Source organism: Oerskovia sp. NPDC060338 (assembly GCF_042726295.1).
GTDB lineage: Bacteria > Actinomycetota > Actinomycetes > Actinomycetales > Cellulomonadaceae > Oerskovia > Oerskovia merdavium.
Genome location: NZ_JBHXCQ010000004.1, coordinates 348321 through 362815 on the forward strand (window position 1 = coordinate 348321; position 14495 = coordinate 362815).

At 72.3% G+C, this 14495-nt stretch carries 13 protein-coding genes; 6 read left to right on the forward strand and 7 right to left on the reverse strand.

Translation table 11 applies throughout. The features are described 5' to 3' along the window. Window positions 1–20: 20 nt before the first annotated feature. Entirely contained in the window at window positions 21–707 is a 687-nt protein-coding gene (locus ACFWGN_RS07310) for a FadR/GntR family transcriptional regulator (RefSeq protein ID WP_377616296.1), read from the reverse strand. 256 nt (window positions 708–963) lie between these two features. Here ACFWGN_RS07310 and ACFWGN_RS07315 point away from each other — a divergent pair, with 256 nt between their 5' ends. Genes ACFWGN_RS07315 through ACFWGN_RS07325 form a run of 3 tightly spaced genes read left to right on the forward strand, consistent with a single transcriptional unit; the run spans window position 964 to window position 4090 of the window. Continuing rightward, window positions 964–1773 (forward strand): (Fe-S)-binding protein, encoded by an 810-nt coding sequence (locus ACFWGN_RS07315; protein ID WP_377616297.1) that lies wholly within the window; start codon window positions 964–966, stop codon window positions 1771–1773. Further along, a complete protein-coding gene (locus ACFWGN_RS07320; RefSeq protein WP_377616298.1) occupies window positions 1770–3428 on the forward strand; it encodes a LutB/LldF family L-lactate oxidation iron-sulfur protein in 1659 nt (552 codons plus the stop codon). Before ACFWGN_RS07315 ends, ACFWGN_RS07320 begins: the two co-directional genes overlap by 4 nt. Beyond that, entirely contained in the window at window positions 3425–4090 is a 666-nt protein-coding gene (locus ACFWGN_RS07325) for a lactate utilization protein C (protein WP_377616299.1), read from the forward strand. The genes ACFWGN_RS07320 and ACFWGN_RS07325 overlap by 4 nt, the downstream gene beginning before the upstream one ends. 111 nt (window positions 4091–4201) lie before the next feature. On the opposite strand, the gene ACFWGN_RS07330 is transcribed toward ACFWGN_RS07325, so the two are convergent. The 5 genes from ACFWGN_RS07330 to ACFWGN_RS07350 form a co-directional block, all read right to left on the reverse strand. After that, window positions 4202–4768: a TetR/AcrR family transcriptional regulator gene (locus tag ACFWGN_RS07330; protein ID WP_377616300.1), complete on the reverse strand. Its 567-nt coding sequence runs from the start codon at window positions 4766–4768 to the stop codon at window positions 4202–4204. Then, entirely contained in the window at window positions 4765–5406 is a 642-nt protein-coding gene (locus ACFWGN_RS07335; protein ID WP_377616301.1) for a sugar O-acetyltransferase, read from the reverse strand. The genes ACFWGN_RS07330 and ACFWGN_RS07335 overlap by 4 nt, the downstream gene beginning before the upstream one ends. Window positions 5407–5441: 35 nt before the next feature. Further along, window positions 5442–6026 carry an NUDIX hydrolase gene (locus ACFWGN_RS07340; RefSeq protein ID WP_377616302.1) on the reverse strand — a complete coding sequence of 195 codons (585 nt, stop codon included), beginning with the start codon at window positions 6024–6026 and terminating at the stop codon, window positions 5442–5444. A gap of 113 nt (window positions 6027–6139) precedes the next feature. Beyond that, on the reverse strand, window positions 6140–6370 hold the full coding sequence (locus ACFWGN_RS07345) for a carbohydrate-binding protein (RefSeq protein ID WP_377616303.1): 231 nt from the start codon (window positions 6368–6370) through the stop codon (window positions 6140–6142). A 36-nt stretch (window positions 6371–6406) separates the two neighbouring features. After that, window positions 6407–8680 (reverse strand): glycosyl hydrolase family 18 protein, encoded by a 2274-nt coding sequence (locus tag ACFWGN_RS07350; RefSeq protein ID WP_377616305.1) that lies wholly within the window; start codon window positions 8678–8680, stop codon window positions 6407–6409. A gap of 269 nt (window positions 8681–8949) precedes the next feature. On the opposite strand from ACFWGN_RS07350, the gene ACFWGN_RS07355 reads away from it, so the two are divergent. Beyond that, window positions 8950–9576: a uridine kinase gene (locus ACFWGN_RS07355; protein ID WP_191800879.1), complete on the forward strand. Its 627-nt coding sequence runs from the start codon at window positions 8950–8952 to the stop codon at window positions 9574–9576. A gap of 200 nt (window positions 9577–9776) precedes the next feature. On the opposite strand, the gene ACFWGN_RS07360 is transcribed toward ACFWGN_RS07355, so the two are convergent. Next, on the reverse strand, window positions 9777–11312 hold the full coding sequence (locus ACFWGN_RS07360; protein ID WP_377616306.1) for an MFS transporter: 1536 nt from the start codon (window positions 11310–11312) through the stop codon (window positions 9777–9779). 417 nt (window positions 11313–11729) lie between these two features. Here ACFWGN_RS07360 and ACFWGN_RS07365 point away from each other — a divergent pair, with 417 nt between their 5' ends. Next, window positions 11730–12917, forward strand: a complete 1188-nt coding sequence (locus ACFWGN_RS07365; RefSeq protein WP_377616307.1) for an aminotransferase class I/II-fold pyridoxal phosphate-dependent enzyme — start codon at window positions 11730–11732, stop codon at window positions 12915–12917. A gap of 122 nt (window positions 12918–13039) precedes the next feature. Then, window positions 13040–14251 (forward strand): glycosyltransferase, encoded by a 1212-nt coding sequence (locus ACFWGN_RS07370; protein ID WP_377616308.1) that lies wholly within the window; start codon window positions 13040–13042, stop codon window positions 14249–14251. Window positions 14252–14495: the final 244 nt, after the last annotated feature.

Consider the following 14495-nt stretch of genomic DNA (forward strand, 5'->3'; position numbering starts at 1 on the left):
TCGGGGCTCCCCGCCGCGGCTCACAACCCCGCCTCGCGGTAGAAGCCCTCGATGTGCTCGCGCACCGCGTCGACAGCCCCGGCCGCGTCGCCGCGTGCGACGGCGTCGAGGATCGCACGGTGCTCGGCGCGCAGCCGGACCGCGGTGCGGGGCCAGTCCTCCAGCCGCTCGGTACCGGCCTCGACGTAGGACTCGATCGCGCCCCGCAGGCCCGTCATGACGGCCTCGACCAGGACGTTGCCGGCGAGCCGGACGAGGGCCACGTGGAACGCCGCGTCGAGCTCGCGGAAGCGGGCCGGGTCGAGCGCGGGGTCCTCCATGGTGTCGAGCAGCGCGACGGCCTCGGCCAGTCCCGCGCCCCCGACGGTCGCGGCGGCCTGCCCGACCGCCCAGGTCTCCAGGAGCACCCGTGTCTCGACGACGTCGCGGACCACGAGCGTCCCGGACGCGACGTGCAGTCGCACGGCCGCGCCCAGGCCCGCGGCGGGCCGGTCGATCACGGTGGCGCCGGCGTCGGGCCCCGAGCCGACCGCGGTACGGACGATCCCCATGGCCTCCAGGACGCGCAGCGCCTCGCGGACCGACGGTCGCGAGACGCCGAGCTCCTCGGCGAGCGCGCGCTCGGCCGGGAGGCGTTCGCCGAGGCCCCAGCGACCTGCCACCAGGTCTGCCTCGATGCGGGCCAGGACGATCTCGTGGGTGCGCACGTGGTCAGCGTAGTGCCGGGCGGGACGGACGGGACGAGCGTGACCGCGGGGCGGCACGCGTTCTGACACACCGTGGTCATGTGGTCCGACCACAGCCTCGCGATGGTCTACAGTGGCTCGGACATCGTGTGGTCAGACCACAGCCTGCTCGCCGTCGAGCAGGGGCCGGGAGGGCCACGCGGTACCTCGACGGGCACTCGCCGCCCGCCGGGACCAGACTGAGTCCCACCGCCCCCTGCCCCGGCTGGAGTCCCCAGTGCGTATCGCCCTCGCCGCCACCTGCATCGCCGACGCGATGTTCCCCCAGGCCCCCCGGGCCACCGTCCAGCTCCTCGAACGCCTCGGTCACGAGGTGTACTTCCCCGAGCAGCAGACGTGCTGCGGGCAGATGCACGTCAACACCGGCTACTTCGACGAGGCCGTGCCCGTCATCCGGAACCACGTCGAGACGTTCGCCCCCGCGCTCGACGGCGAGTGGGACGCGATCGTCGTGCCGTCGGGCTCGTGCACCGGGTCGATCCGCCACCAGCAGGCCATGGTGTGCCGCCGCGCGGGGCAGGAGAAGCTCGGAGCCACGGCCGAGGCCCTCGCGGCCAGGACCTACGAGCTGTCCGAGCTGCTCGTCGACGTGCTCGGAGTGACCGACGTCGGCGCGCACTTCCCGCACCGCGTGACCTACCACCCCACGTGCCACTCGCTGCGCATGATCCGCGTGGGGGACAAGCCGCTCCAGCTCCTGCGGGCCGTCGACGGGATCGACCTCGTCGAGCTCCCCGGGGCCGAGAGCTGCTGCGGGTTCGGCGGGACGTTCGCGCTCAAGAACTCCGAGACGTCGACCGCGATGCTCAGCGACAAGATGTCGAACGTGAAGTCGACGGGCGCCGAGGTCGTCACGGCGGGCGACTACTCGTGCCTCATGCACATCGGCGGCGGGCTCTCGAAGCTGCGCTCCGGGGTGCGCACCATGCACCTCGCGGAGATCCTCGCCTCGACGCAGTCGGCCCCGACACCCGTGGACGTCGAGGCCGCCCCCGGTCGCGACAGCGAGGCGGAGGCCGCGCGATGAGCACCTTCCTCGGGTTCCCCACCCGCCGCGGCGCCAAGACCCTGCCCGACGACGGCACGCACCCAGGCACGCCCGGCACCAGCGCGGGTCCCGGCTGGGCCGACGACGTGCCTCACCCCGAGGCTCCGCTGCGCTGGGGCGCGACGTTCCCCGAGGCCGCCAAGCAGGCCCTGGGCAACACGCAGCTGCGGCGCAACCTGGCCCACGCGACCTCGACCATCCGCGCCAAGCGTGCGGCCGTCGTCGGCGAGGTGCCCGACTGGGAGGAGCTGCGCGACGCGGGCTCGACCATCAAGGCCCACGTCATGAGCGACCTCCCGCGCCTCCTCGAGGAGCTCGAGCGCAACGTGACCGCACGCGGTGGCGTGGTGCACTGGGCCCGGGACGCGGCCGAGGCCAACCAGATCGTGACCGACCTGGTCAAGGCCACGGGCGAGACCGAGGTCGTCAAGGTCAAGTCGATGGTCACCCAGGAGATCGGGCTCAACGAGGCGCTCGCCGAGGAGGGCATCGCGGCGTTCGAGACCGACCTCGCCGAGCTCATCGTGCAGCTCGCGGACGACATGCCCTCGCACATCCTGGTGCCCGCGATCCACCGCAACCGCTCGGAGATCCGCGAGATCTTCCTCGAGCGCATGGGCGACGCACCGCCCGACCTGACCGACGCGCCGCGCGAGCTCGCCATGGCGGCGCGCGCGCACCTGCGCCGCAAGTTCCTCACCGCGAAGGTCGCGATCAGCGGCGCGAACTTCGCGGTCGCGGACACCGGCACGCTCGCGGTCGTCGAGTCCGAGGGCAACGGACGCATGTGCCTCACGCTCCCCGAGACCCTCATCACCGTCATGGGCATCGAGAAGCTCATCCCCACGTACCAGGACCTCGAGGTCTTCATGGCGCTCCTGCCCCGGTCCTCGACCGGCGAGCGGATGAACCCGTACACGTCCCTGTGGACGGGCGTCACGCCGGGCGACGGGCCGCAGGAGTTCCACCTGGTCCTGCTCGACAACGGGCGCAGCAAGGCCCTGGCCGACGACGTGGGCCGCGCGGCCCTGCACTGCATCCGGTGCTCGGCCTGCCTCAACGTGTGCCCGGTCTACGAGCGCGTGGGCGGGCACGCGTACGGGTCCGTCTACCCGGGACCCATCGGCGCGGTCCTCACGCCCCAGCTCACGGGGTCGACGGGGAGGTCCGACCCCAACAACTCGCTGCCGTACGCCTCGACGCTGTGCGGCGCGTGCTACGACGTGTGCCCCGTGAAGATCGACATCCCCTCGCTGCTCGTCCACCTGCGGGCGCGCGAGGTCGACCAGGACCGGGGGCGCCCCACGGCCTGGGGAGCCGCCATGAAGGCCGCGTCGTTCGTCATGGCCAGGCCCGGACGGTTCGAGCTCGCCGAGAAGGCCGGCGGCGTGACCCGTGTCCTGGGTGGCAGCAAGGGCCGCATCACGTCGCTGCCGTTCCCCGGCTCGAAGTGGACCGACGCCCGCGACCTGCCCGTGCTGCCGAAGCAGAGCTTCCGCGAGTGGTGGGCTGATGAGCACGCCGCGACCGAGACCGACCCCCGCGGCGAGCGACGATCGAGCGAGGTGCCCGACGGCGGCGGGTCGCCCTCAGCGGACCGCACCGACACCGAGACCACCGGAGACGCCCGATGAGCGCGCGCGACGACATCCTGGCCCGCGTGCGCGCGGCAGTCATCAACGACGGCGCGCACCTCGGTGACGCCGTGGCCGAGCAGGCCCCCGTCTCGCGCGGGTACCGGACCACGGGCGAGCACTCCCCCGGGTCCGCCGAGGCGATCGAGATCCTCGTCGACCGGCTCGTCGACTACCGGGCGATCGTGCACCGGGCCGCGACCACCGCGGACCTGGCCCGCACCGTGGGCGAGCTGCTCGCGGACGCTCGCTCCGTCGTCGTGCCCCCTGCGCTGCCCGCGGCCTGGACGAGCGCGCTCACGGCCGGGACCGCCGTCGTGCACGACTCGCGCGACGACCGCCGGACCGCGGCCGAGCTCGACCAGGTCGACGCCGTCCTGACCGCGTCGCGGCTGGCCGTCGCGGACACCGGGACGATCGTCCTGGACGGCGAGGACGACCAGGGGCGCCGCGCGATCTCCCTGGTCCCCGACCTGCACGTGTGCGTCGTGCGGACCGAGCACGTCGTGCACACCCTGCCCGAGGCCGTGACGATCCTCGCCGCGCACCCCACCCGGCCGCAGACGTGGATCTCAGGGCCGAGCGCGACGAGCGACATCGAGCTGTCGCGCGTCGAGGGCGTGCACGGGCCGCGCACGCTGCACGTGATCCTGCTCGGCTGAACGCACGCTGGCTGCCGAGCATGCGGTTGGCGCTCGTTCTGCGCCGCAGACCGGCCACAACCGCATGCTCGGCGGACGACAACCGCATGCTCGGCACCGGCGGAGGTGCGCTCAGCCCACCTGGCGCCGCACCGCACGGCGTACGCGCTCGGGGTCGAGCGGGCGGACGGGCGGACGACCGTCCGGCCCGGTCGAGAGGGCCGCGTGCAGCACGAGGCCTTCGATGAGCGCGTCGACGTCGGGCGCGACCTCCGGGTCGACGTGCCGGCGCAGGGCGGCGCTGCTCGCGGCCATCCAGCGCTGCGTGACCGTGCGGAAGGCCGGCTTGCGGGCCGCGAGGACGTAGAGCTCGAGCGCGACGAGCAGGTCGCGCTGGTAGTCCCCCGACTCGGCGCACACGAGCGCGACGATCGCCTCGACCGGGTCGCCGCCGTCCGGCACCTCGGCCATGGCCGCCTCGAAGCGCGCCGCGGCCTGGACCGCGTGCCGTTCGAACGCGAGCCGCAGCACCTCGTCGAGGTTCTCGAAGTGGTACGTCATGGACCCGAGCGGCACGTCGGCCGCCGCGGCGACCACGCGGTGCGTGGTGCCCGCGACCCCGTGCTCGGCGATGACGTCGAGGGCCGCGTCGACGATCCGGTCCTTGCGGTCGGGGTCGACGCGGCGCGGCGAGGTCACGCGGGCTCGCCTCCGGCAGCTGCGCCGTCCGTGCCCTCGGGACCCCGAGCGTCCTCGGCACCGATGTGGCGCAGGACCCGCGCGGGGTTGCCCACGGCCACGACGTTCGCCGGCAGGTCGCGGGTCACGACGGAACCTGCCCCCACCACGGTGTTCTCGCCGATCGTGACCCCCGGGCACACGGTCACGCCGCCGCCGAGCCACACGTTGTCGCCGATCGTGATGGGCTGCGCGGCCTCCCACTTGTCGCGGCGGGGGCCGGGCTCGACGGGGTGCGTGGGGGTGAGGAGCTGGACGTTGGGGCCGATCAGCACGTCGTCACCGATCGTGACGGGTGCGACGTCGAGGCACACGAGGTTGAAGTTGACGAACACGCGTGCGCCGATCGTGGTCCGGTAGCCCAGGTCGCAGCGGAACGGGGGGCGGATCTCGCTGCCCTCGCCGAACGCGCCGAGCAGCTCGGTCAGCAGCTCGCGGCGGGTCGCGCCGTCGTTCGGGTCGAGGGTGTTGACGCGGTGGCTGAGCGACATGGCGCGCTCGGAGTCGGCGGCGATCTGCGGGTCGTCGGCGAGGTAGAGGTCGCCGGCGAGCATGCGCTCGCGCATGGGGCGCTGGTCGGAGGGGTCAGGAAAGGTCATGTGTACAAGCGTACACATGAGCGCAGCGTGCCTCGTCAGACGGAGGCCCGACGGCGGTGCGTCATCTCCTCGAGGACCGTGCGGAGCCGCACGGGGAAGTCGTCGGGAGTGTCGGGCGGGAGCCGGTCCACGCGGAACCACGCGACGGCCTCGCTCTCGTCGCTCACGACGGGCAGCGCCTCGAGATCCGCGAACGCGACATAGCCCACGTCCCAGTGGACCAGGCACGTGCCGAAACGCGAGGACAGCGCGTGCCGGTGCAGGTCCACGGGGGCGCCGTCGGGCTCGAAGGGGGCGAGCGTCTCGATGCCGCTCTCCTCGCGCGCCTCACGGAAGGCCCCCGCCGCGAGGCTCCGGTCCCCCGGCTCGACGTGCCCGCCGACCTGGACCCAGAACTGGCCCTTGCGGTGGAAGCACAGCAGCACGTGCAGCAGGTCCGGGGTCAGCACGAAGCAGCTCCCGGTCAGGTGCTCGGGGCCACCGCGGAAGATCACGTCGCCCCGGCCCTCCTCGACGAACGCGACGTACTCCTGGCGCAGCGCGGCCTGGGCAGGACTGAGCGGTGCCCAGGCACGGATCGAGTCGAGGGCTGCGTCGGCGAGGTCTTCGGCGGAGGTCATCCCGGAAGCCTACGACCGCCTGGACGTGGCGCGAGGTAGAGGGCTGCCGTCGAGGTAGAGGGCCGAAGCCCTCTACCTCGACGCTGACCCTCTACCTCGGCGCAGGCGTCAGGTCAGCAGGCCCCCTCGTCCTTCCACGGACCCCAGTCGCTGACCACGGGGGCGTTGCCCTGCGTCCAGTACCGGGCAGACCACCTGTGGCCCGCGTGCGTAACCTGCGCACCACCGTTGTAGGCCGTCCCGGCGAGCCACACGGCCGCCGTGCACCCGGCACCACCGGTGCTCCCGCCCGGGGTGCCGCCGGGAGTCCCGCCCGTCGTCCCACCGGAGACCACGGGGTTCACGACCTTGACTCCGCGCGGGTGGTCGTAGGTCGTGGCTTACGTGGTGGCCCCGATCGTCACGCGCACGTTCGAGATCTGCGCCATGGGCAGGCGCCACGACAGCTTCGTGGACGCCGAGCCACCCGCCGGGATGCCCCCCGACGGGACCTTGAGCGTCGCCGAGTGCAGGTCCCCCTTGAGCCCGCCCACGTTGTTTCCCGTGTGGCCCGCGACCGTCGTGATGCCCCAGCCGTTCTGCTCGCCGATCGTCGCGGACGTGGTCGTCGCGAAGTCGAACGAGATCGTGGCCCCGGCCGGGATCGCGACCGAGGACCTGTTGGCGAACGTCACCCGGGGGTTGATCGGGTAGTTGTTGTCCCCGAGCGCGAACTCCGAGAACGAGACACCGAGGTCGATCGCCTCGGCGGGCGTCGCGGTCTTGGACTTGGCCGCGCCGTAGGGAGCCGCGGTCGAGAACGTCGAGTGCATGCGCGTCACGAGGCTGTCGCCCATGCCATACTCGCCGCTCGCCGCGTCCAGGCCGTAGTCGCCCGCCAGCTCCCAGATCATCAGGCCGCCGTAACCGCCCGCGACCACGTAGTCGGCCTTGGCCTGGATCGCCTGGTCGGAGTCGCCCGAGATGAACGACTTCGTCTGCGCGTTCCACCACCACTCGGTCTTGGTGACCGGGTCGAAGTTGTGCTGGTAGTTCCCCGTCAGCGGACCCGTCGGGGCGCCGTACGCCGAGGCGTACGAGCCCACCTTGCCGTTCTGCAGGTTGAGCATGTGCCAGATCGGGTTGCCGCCCGCAGGGATCTTGGCTCCGGCCTTGTCGACGTCGTACCAGATGTTGTCGATCCCGCCCGCACCGTTGCCACACTTGGACGTGCCACCCAGCGAGGGCCCGGTGCCCGGCGGGCACTTGGTCTGGTCGGGCAGCGCCGCCTTGCCCCACAGGCCGTTGGTCCCGCCCTGCACGTTGGTCCAGCCTCGCGTGTAGAACGGGACGCCGATGTTGATGCGCCCGGCCTGCACGGCTCCCCGGAAGTAGTGCGCAGCCCAGTCGGCGTTGAGGTACCCGATCCCGTCGTAGGCCCCGTACACCCCGGCCGCCGCGAGCTCGCCGTCCTTGCCGTCGTCGAACAGGGCGCCGTTGCCGCCCACGAAGTCGTTCCACGTCCCGTGCAGGTCGTACGACATCACGTTGACGTAGTCGAGGTACGGCATGATCTGGAAGACCTCCATACCGCGCAGCAGCCACCCCGAGGCGGGGGCTGCGATGGTCAGCATGTAGTACTCGCCGTCCTGCGCCGCAGCCTTGTCGAGCGCCTCGCGCGTGGTCTTCATGAGCTGCTCGTAGTTCTTCCAGAGCTGCCCGCGCTTGGCGTCGGCGATCGCGAAGTCGTCGGGGTTCCCGGCCTTGACGTTCGAGGTCGGGTACTCGTAGTCGATGTCGATCCCGTCGAACCCGTAGGTCCGCACCATCGCGACGGCCGAGGCCGCGAACGCGTCGTACTCGGCCTGCGTGTCCAGGGCGTAGAAGCCGCCCGAGGCGACCCGGTTGCCGTCGGCCCCGAAGTAGCCGCCGGTCTCGGCCCAGCCGCCGACCGACACGAGCGTCCGCACGCCGGGGTGCTGCTTCTTGAACTTGGTGAGCTGGTTGAAGTGGCCCTTGTAGGGAACCGTCGGGTCGAGCGCGTTCTCAGCCCCCGCGAACGTCAGGCCGGTCGCCTCGCTCGTCGCCGACTCGGCATTGACCGAGATCTTCGAGTCCGGGCCGACGTGCGCGAACGCGTAGTTGATGTGCGAGAGCTTGGTCCAGGGGATGTCGCTCGCGAGGTACGCGGGGGTGCCGTTCGCCCCCGTGCGCCACGACGTGAAGTACCCGATCACGCGGCGATCGAGCCCGTTGGGGAGCTTCTCGCGACCGGCCTCGTCGTACACGTCGCAGTAGGGCACGTCGACGGTCTTGTTGACGGCGAGCCCGTCGGGACGGCACTTCTCCTGCGGGTTCGTCGAGATGGGCGTGCCGGGGTCGCCACCGGTCGGGTCGCCCGTGGGGTCTGTGCCGGTCGGGTCCGTCCCCGTCGGGTCCGTCCCCGTCGGGTCCGTCCCCGTCGGGTCGCCCGTCCCGCACGGCCCGACGACCTTCCACGCGCCCCACTGCTGCGTCCCGGGAACCTCGCCCTGGGTCCACCACGACGCCTTGTAGTTCGAGCCGGCGTACGACGCGGTCGCACCGCCCGTGTACGCCGACGACGCCACCCAGGCGGGCGCGCACGCCTCGGCCGCGAGCGCCACGGGTACCTGCACCGTCAGGGGTACTGCCACGACTGCCGTGGCGGCGGCTGCTGCGAGCCATCGCCTCACGGACCGTCTGCTTCGTTGCATGATCGACCCTCCCCAGCACGGCTGCGGCACCGTTGCCGCAGCATCGTGTGGGGCCACGCTAGGGCGGGTGCTCGAGGGTCCACATCAGGGTCTGCCACACGATCGCTACGTACGTGGTTCCCGCACGAGCCGGACGCCTGGCTGTGAGGTTCCACCGGCCCGACGGCGCCACGCACCAGGGCGCGTCCGCGGGCTGGGAGAATGGTCGGGTGACGAACGGCCTCTTCGACCTGCCCGAGGGCACGCGTGTCCCACCCCGACGGATCGTCCTGCTGACGGGCCCGTCCGGCTCGGGGAAGACGTCGTTGACCCGTCGCCTGGGCCTGCCGGTCGTCGCGCTCGACGACTTCTACCGCGACGTCGACCACCCGGACATGCCCCACCGGTTCGGCATCGTCGACTGGGACTCGCCCGGGAGCTGGGACGGTGCCGGTGCCCTCGAGGCGCTGCTCTCGCTCGTCACGACGGGTCACTCGGACGTCCCGGTCTACGACATCCCGACCTCGCGCCGGACGGGCACGACCCACCTCGACGTCACGGGGTCACGGATCGTCATCGCGGAGGGGATCTTCGCTGCCGAGCTGGTCGACGCCTGCCGGGCCGAGGGCATCCTCGCGGACGCGATCTGCCTGCGCCGGCCGCGGCTCATGACGTTCTGGTTCCGGCTCCTCCGGGACCTCGGTGAGTCGCGCAAGCCGCCGCTCACTCTGCTGCGCCGCGGCTGGGGGCTGCTGCGCGACGAGCCGCGGCTCGTCCAGGGCTGGGTCGACAAGGGCTGCCGGACCGCGTCTCCCGGGCAGGCCGAGAAGGACGTCCGCGCGCTGCTCGCGGGCTGACCGGCTGCACCGGGCCCAGGGCTCCGCGACCGCCCGAGGCGCGCGCCGCCGTCGGGCACGGGACGACCCGCGCGACGCGCCGCCGAGGCGCGTGACACCGGCAGACGCCGGAGACCCGAGAGGCCGCTCGACGACGCGCGGGGCGTCGTCGAGCGGCCTGGACGTGCTCCGGAACCGCGTCCCCGGCTCCGGGGACGCGCTCAGCCCAGGTGCACCGCGACCTGGTCGCCCTGCGGCAGCAGCTGTTCCTTGGGGCCGCGGATCAGCACCGCGGCGATGACGGCACCCACGACCATCGTGACGGCCGTCGCGACGAAGGCCGCCGAGTACCCGTCGACGAACGCGGCGAGCTGCGACGCCTCGTCGGTCACGACGGCTCCCGCGACGACGCTCGCGTAGATCGTCGTGAAGACCGAGAGGCCGATCGAGCCGCCGATCTGCATCGAGGCGTTGACGGTCGCGCTCGCGGCGCCCGCGTCGTGGGGCTCGACCCCCGAGAGGGCGACGTTCTGGAGCGGCACGAGGACCATGGCCATGCCCACGCCCAGCACGACGAGTGCGGGCAGGACCTCGGTCGCATACGACCCGCCGACCGTGATGCGGCTCAGGTAGAGCAGCGCGACGGCCGCGACCAGGGGCCCGCCGATCATCAGCGGACGGGGACCGAACCGCGGGAGGAACTTGGTGATCGCCGGGGCCAGGAGGAGCGTCATGATCGTCATGGGGAGCGTGCCCAGGCCCGCGTGCAGCGGCGAGAGGCCCAGGACGATCTGCAGGTGGAGCGCCAGGTACAGCAGCGCACCGATCATCAGCGCACCGAAGATGGCCTGCACCAGGAACGCGCCGGCACGGACCTTGTTCGTCAGCACGCGCAGCGGGAGGAGCGGCTGCGCGACACGCGACTCGATCCACACGAACAGCGCGATGAGCACGACGCCTGCCGCCAGGCACGCGATGGTCTCGGGCGCGACCCAGCTGTGCTCGGCGAGCGTGAATCCGTAGACGAGCGACCCGAGCCCGAGGACCACCACGACGGTGCCGAGCACGTCGTACTTGTTGTCGCCCTCGGCCTTGCTCTCCCCGATCAGGAGCGCACCCGCGACGAGCGCGACCACGACGACCGGCACGTTGACCCACAGGCACCAGCGCCAGTCCGCGAACTCGGTGAGCGCGCCACCGAGGACCAGGCCGACCGCTGCCCCGACGCCCGCGACCGAGCCGAAGACGGCGAACGCCGTGTTGCGGTCCTTGCCGCGAGGGAACGAGACCGTGAGGAGCGCGAGCGCCGCGGGGGCGAGCAGCGCCGCGAAGACGCCCTGGAGACCTCGCATCGCGATGAGCTCGGTGCCGTTGCGCGCGAGGCCCGCGAGCAGCGACGCGACGCCGAAGCCGACCATCCCGAGCAGGTAGGTGCGCTTGCGCCCCCAGTAGTCGGCGATGCGTCCACCGAGCAGCAGGAGGGCGCCGAACGCGAGCGCGTAGGCCGTGACGACCCACTGCCTCTGCGTGTCCGTGAGGCCGAGCTCGAGCTGGGCCTGCGGGAGGGCGATGTTCACGATCGTCCCGTCGAGCACGACGAGCAGCTGCGTGAGCGCGAGGATGATGAGGATCCACCAGCGGCGGGGCCCGGACGCGCCGGGGGCATCGTGCTCTGCCGACGCCGAACCATGGGGCTCGGCCGAGGGATGGACCACCTGAGCCGAGGGCGCAGTGGTGGAGGGAGGAGAAGCGGGCATGACCGACCTTCGGGGACGCAACGGGGGATCGTGGGGTTTCCAGCCCGGATCGAGACGCGTCCGCGAGGTGCCCGCAGACCGTTCGACCGCCCCAACTACGAAGTCGGACAGACGAACTATCTTATCGTGTCGGGGCGTCACGTCAGGGTGTGAGTTCTCCAACGAGGACCCGACGACGGCGTCCGCGCGACCGGCTTCCCGCCTGGGCGCGGTCCCCGCGAGGTGACCTGCCTGCCGAGAGCGGGCGGCGCCGTCGGGCCTGCCTTTCCCCCCGGCCGGTCCGCGGGCCCAGCCTGAGCACCCGGTGCTAGCGTGGAATCGCCTGTTCCACGTGGCCTCCGGCCACCCTGTCGCCAGCCGACCACCGCCCCGGCGACCCACCTCCCGGCACTTCCGTCGCCCGAGCGAGGAGCTCCCATGGCCGACGAGACGATCTCCCGACGCGCAGCGGACCTCGCGCGGTCCACCCCGTTCGACCACCTGCTCGGGTTCTTCGCACACGTCTACCCCGAGCGGCGCGCACGGCCCGGGGTCCTCGACCTCACGTTCGGCAACCCGCACGACCCGGCCCCGGCCGGGTACGTCGACGCGCTGCGCGCGAGCGCCGTCCCGCGCGACGAGCACTGGTTCGGCTACAAGGTCAGCGAGCCCGAGGCCCGCGCGGCGGCGGCCGCGGCACTGCGAGGCGTCGTGGGCGTCCCGTTCGAGCCCGACGACGTCCACCTCACGACGGGAGGCTTCACCGCCCTCGCGCTCGCGCTCAAGCTCGTCACCGACCCGGGCGACGAGGTCGTCTACAGCGTCCCGCCGTGGTTCGCGTACGAGGTGATCGTGCGCGAGGCCGGGCTGACCCCCGTGAAGGTCCCGATCCTGCCCGAGACCTTCGACCTGGACCTCGACGCGATCGCGGGCGCGATCACGTCCCGGACCCGGGTCGTCCTGGTCAACACGCCCAACAACCCGACCGGGCGGGTCTACCCCGTCGAGCAGCTGCGGCGCCTCGCGGCGCTGCTCGACGAGGCCTCCCACCGGAACGGGCGCCGCATCTTCGTGGTCTCCGACGAGCCGTACCACCGCATCGTCTATGACGGCACGCCGTTCCACAGCCCCACCGAGGTGTACCCGTGGTCGCTGCTTTCCTACAGCTACGGCAAGACGCTGCTCGCGCCCGGCCAGCGCATCGGGTACCTCGCGGTCCCGCCGACCCTGCCCGGCCGGGAGGACCTGCGGCCCGCGATCGAGGCGCTCCAGATCGCGATCGGGTACGCGTTCCCCAACGCGGTGCTGCAGCACGCGCTGCCCCTGCTCGAGCAGATCCCGTTCGACGTCGCGCTCTACGAGCGCAAGCGGGACCTCATGGTCGCCGGCCTGCGCGAGATCGGCTACGACGTCCACAGCCCCGAGGGCACGTTCTACCTCTTCCCCCGCTCGCCCGTGCCCGACGACCGGGCGTTCGAGACCCTGCTCGCCGAGCACGACGTCCTGGTCCTGGGCGGCAAGTACTTCGAGACGCCCGGCCGCTTCCGCATCTCGCTCACCGCGAGCCTGGGGACGCTCGAGGCCAGCCTCCCGCGGTTCGCGGCGGCGTACGCGGCAGTCCGCTGAGGGCGCGGCGACGCGCGGACGCCTCGGCGAGGCCGGACCTGGCCGCACACGTCATGCCGATGTCACAGGATCGCCACGCGTCGGACATCGTGGTGCCCGATCCTGGCGACGGAGGTGACGCCATGTCAGCAGGTGACGGACTGCGGGTCCAGTCGATCTACGAGGGCTTCTTCAGCGGCGGGGCACGAGTGCTGCACAGCGCGGTCATCACCGGGTTGCACGGCGGGGGCCGACAGGCGCACTCGGTCCTGAGCATCCACCACGAGGTCCTGCGCGAGGGGCTGCTCCAACCCATGACCGAGGACCCGCGGTACCAGGCGCTCCGCGCCGCGGGGATCCAGGTCGCCTCGCTGGGTCGGCACCCGGAGTCCGGGGACGCCCCCACCTCGCGGGGATTCACCGAGGCCGAGCTGGCCACGGCAGCAGCACTCGCTTCGCGGTCCGACGTCGTCCTGTCGCTCAAGGAGCAGCCCTTGCGGCTCGTCAACCAGGACGGGTTCCCGGAACGCCCGGTGATCGCGTGCCTGCACCGGTCGGACCCGGAGCACCAGGGTCCGGCGCTCGACGACCTGCTCGCGACGGTCGCCGGCGGCCGCCTGGCCGGCGCCGTCTGCTGCGCGGAGTCGACCCGGGACGCCTACCGCGCCGCCGGGGTGCCTGCCTCGCTCCTCCACGTGATCCCGAACGGCGTGGACCTGGCGCGGTTCCGCCCGCTGGCCCCGCGCCGTCGCGCAGCCCGGCGCGGGATGCTCGGCGTCCCGCCCGACGCGACGGTCGTCGCGTTCGCGGCGCGCTACGACGAGATGAAGGACGTTGGCCTGTTCGTCCGCTCCGCCCGGGCGTTCCTCGCACGGAACCCGTCGGGGCACGTGCTGATGTGCGGCGCGGGGATGAGCCCGAGCAACCCGGCGCTGAGGGAGGACCTGCGGGCCTCGTTCGCGGATCGACCGGACCTGCTCGTACGGGTCCATCTCCTGGGCGTTCGCCGCGACATGGAGTCGGTGTACGGGGTGGCCGACGTCGTCGCGCTCACCTCGTCGTTCGGCGAGGCGGCCCCGCTGTGCCTCATCGAGGGGGCCATGAGCGGGGCCGTCCCCGTCACGACCGACGTCGGCGACGCCGCGTCGATCGTCGACGGGATCGGTTTCGTGACCCCCAGGGACCCGGCCGCGGTCTGCGCGGCGTGGGAGGAGGCGGCCCGACGACGGGACGAGCTGAGCCTCGCGCTCCTGCGCAGCCGTCCGCGGTTCAGCCACACCCGGATGATCGCGGCGTACTCGACCGTGATCGAACGTCTCCACCGGGGGCAGCGGGTCCCGCTCGGGGTGCGCTGACACATGTGACGAGGAGCCGGCAGGCAGGACGGTCGACACGGCGCTCGGGACACGGCCACCGGGAATCGTGCACATCCGTGGAGGTGCGCCGCGGAACGAACCCGATGGCGTCGCTCGCCGCGCCGGGGCCCGGCGAGGCGAGACTCGTCGAGCGGGCAGTTGGGGGTCTGTGTCGTATAAAAAAAAGACGCTGCCGACGATTGATATGGTGTAGATCTAGGGGGTGGCCGTATAATGAATAAGC

What these genes read in the sequence shown, in the direction of transcription:
- ACFWGN_RS07325 (WP_377616299.1), top strand. Translation starts at nt 3,425, where the DNA reads ATGAGCGCGCGCGACGACATCCTGGCCCGCGTGCGCGCGGCAGTCATC.
- ACFWGN_RS07365 (WP_377616307.1), top strand. Translation starts at nt 11,730, where the DNA reads ATGGCCGACGAGACGATCTCCCGACGCGCAGCGGACCTCGCGCGGTCC.
- ACFWGN_RS07360 (WP_377616306.1), bottom strand. Translation starts at nt 11,312, where the DNA reads ATGCCCGCTTCTCCTCCCTCCACCACTGCGCCCTCGGCTCAGGTGGTC.
- ACFWGN_RS07320 (WP_377616298.1), top strand. Translation starts at nt 1,770, where the DNA reads ATGAGCACCTTCCTCGGGTTCCCCACCCGCCGCGGCGCCAAGACCCTG.
- ACFWGN_RS07335 (WP_377616301.1), bottom strand. Translation starts at nt 5,406, where the DNA reads ATGACCTTTCCTGACCCCTCCGACCAGCGCCCCATGCGCGAGCGCATG.
- ACFWGN_RS07370 (WP_377616308.1), top strand. Translation starts at nt 13,040, where the DNA reads ATGTCAGCAGGTGACGGACTGCGGGTCCAGTCGATCTACGAGGGCTTC.
- ACFWGN_RS07340 (WP_377616302.1), bottom strand. Translation starts at nt 6,026, where the DNA reads ATGACCTCCGCCGAAGACCTCGCCGACGCAGCCCTCGACTCGATCCGT.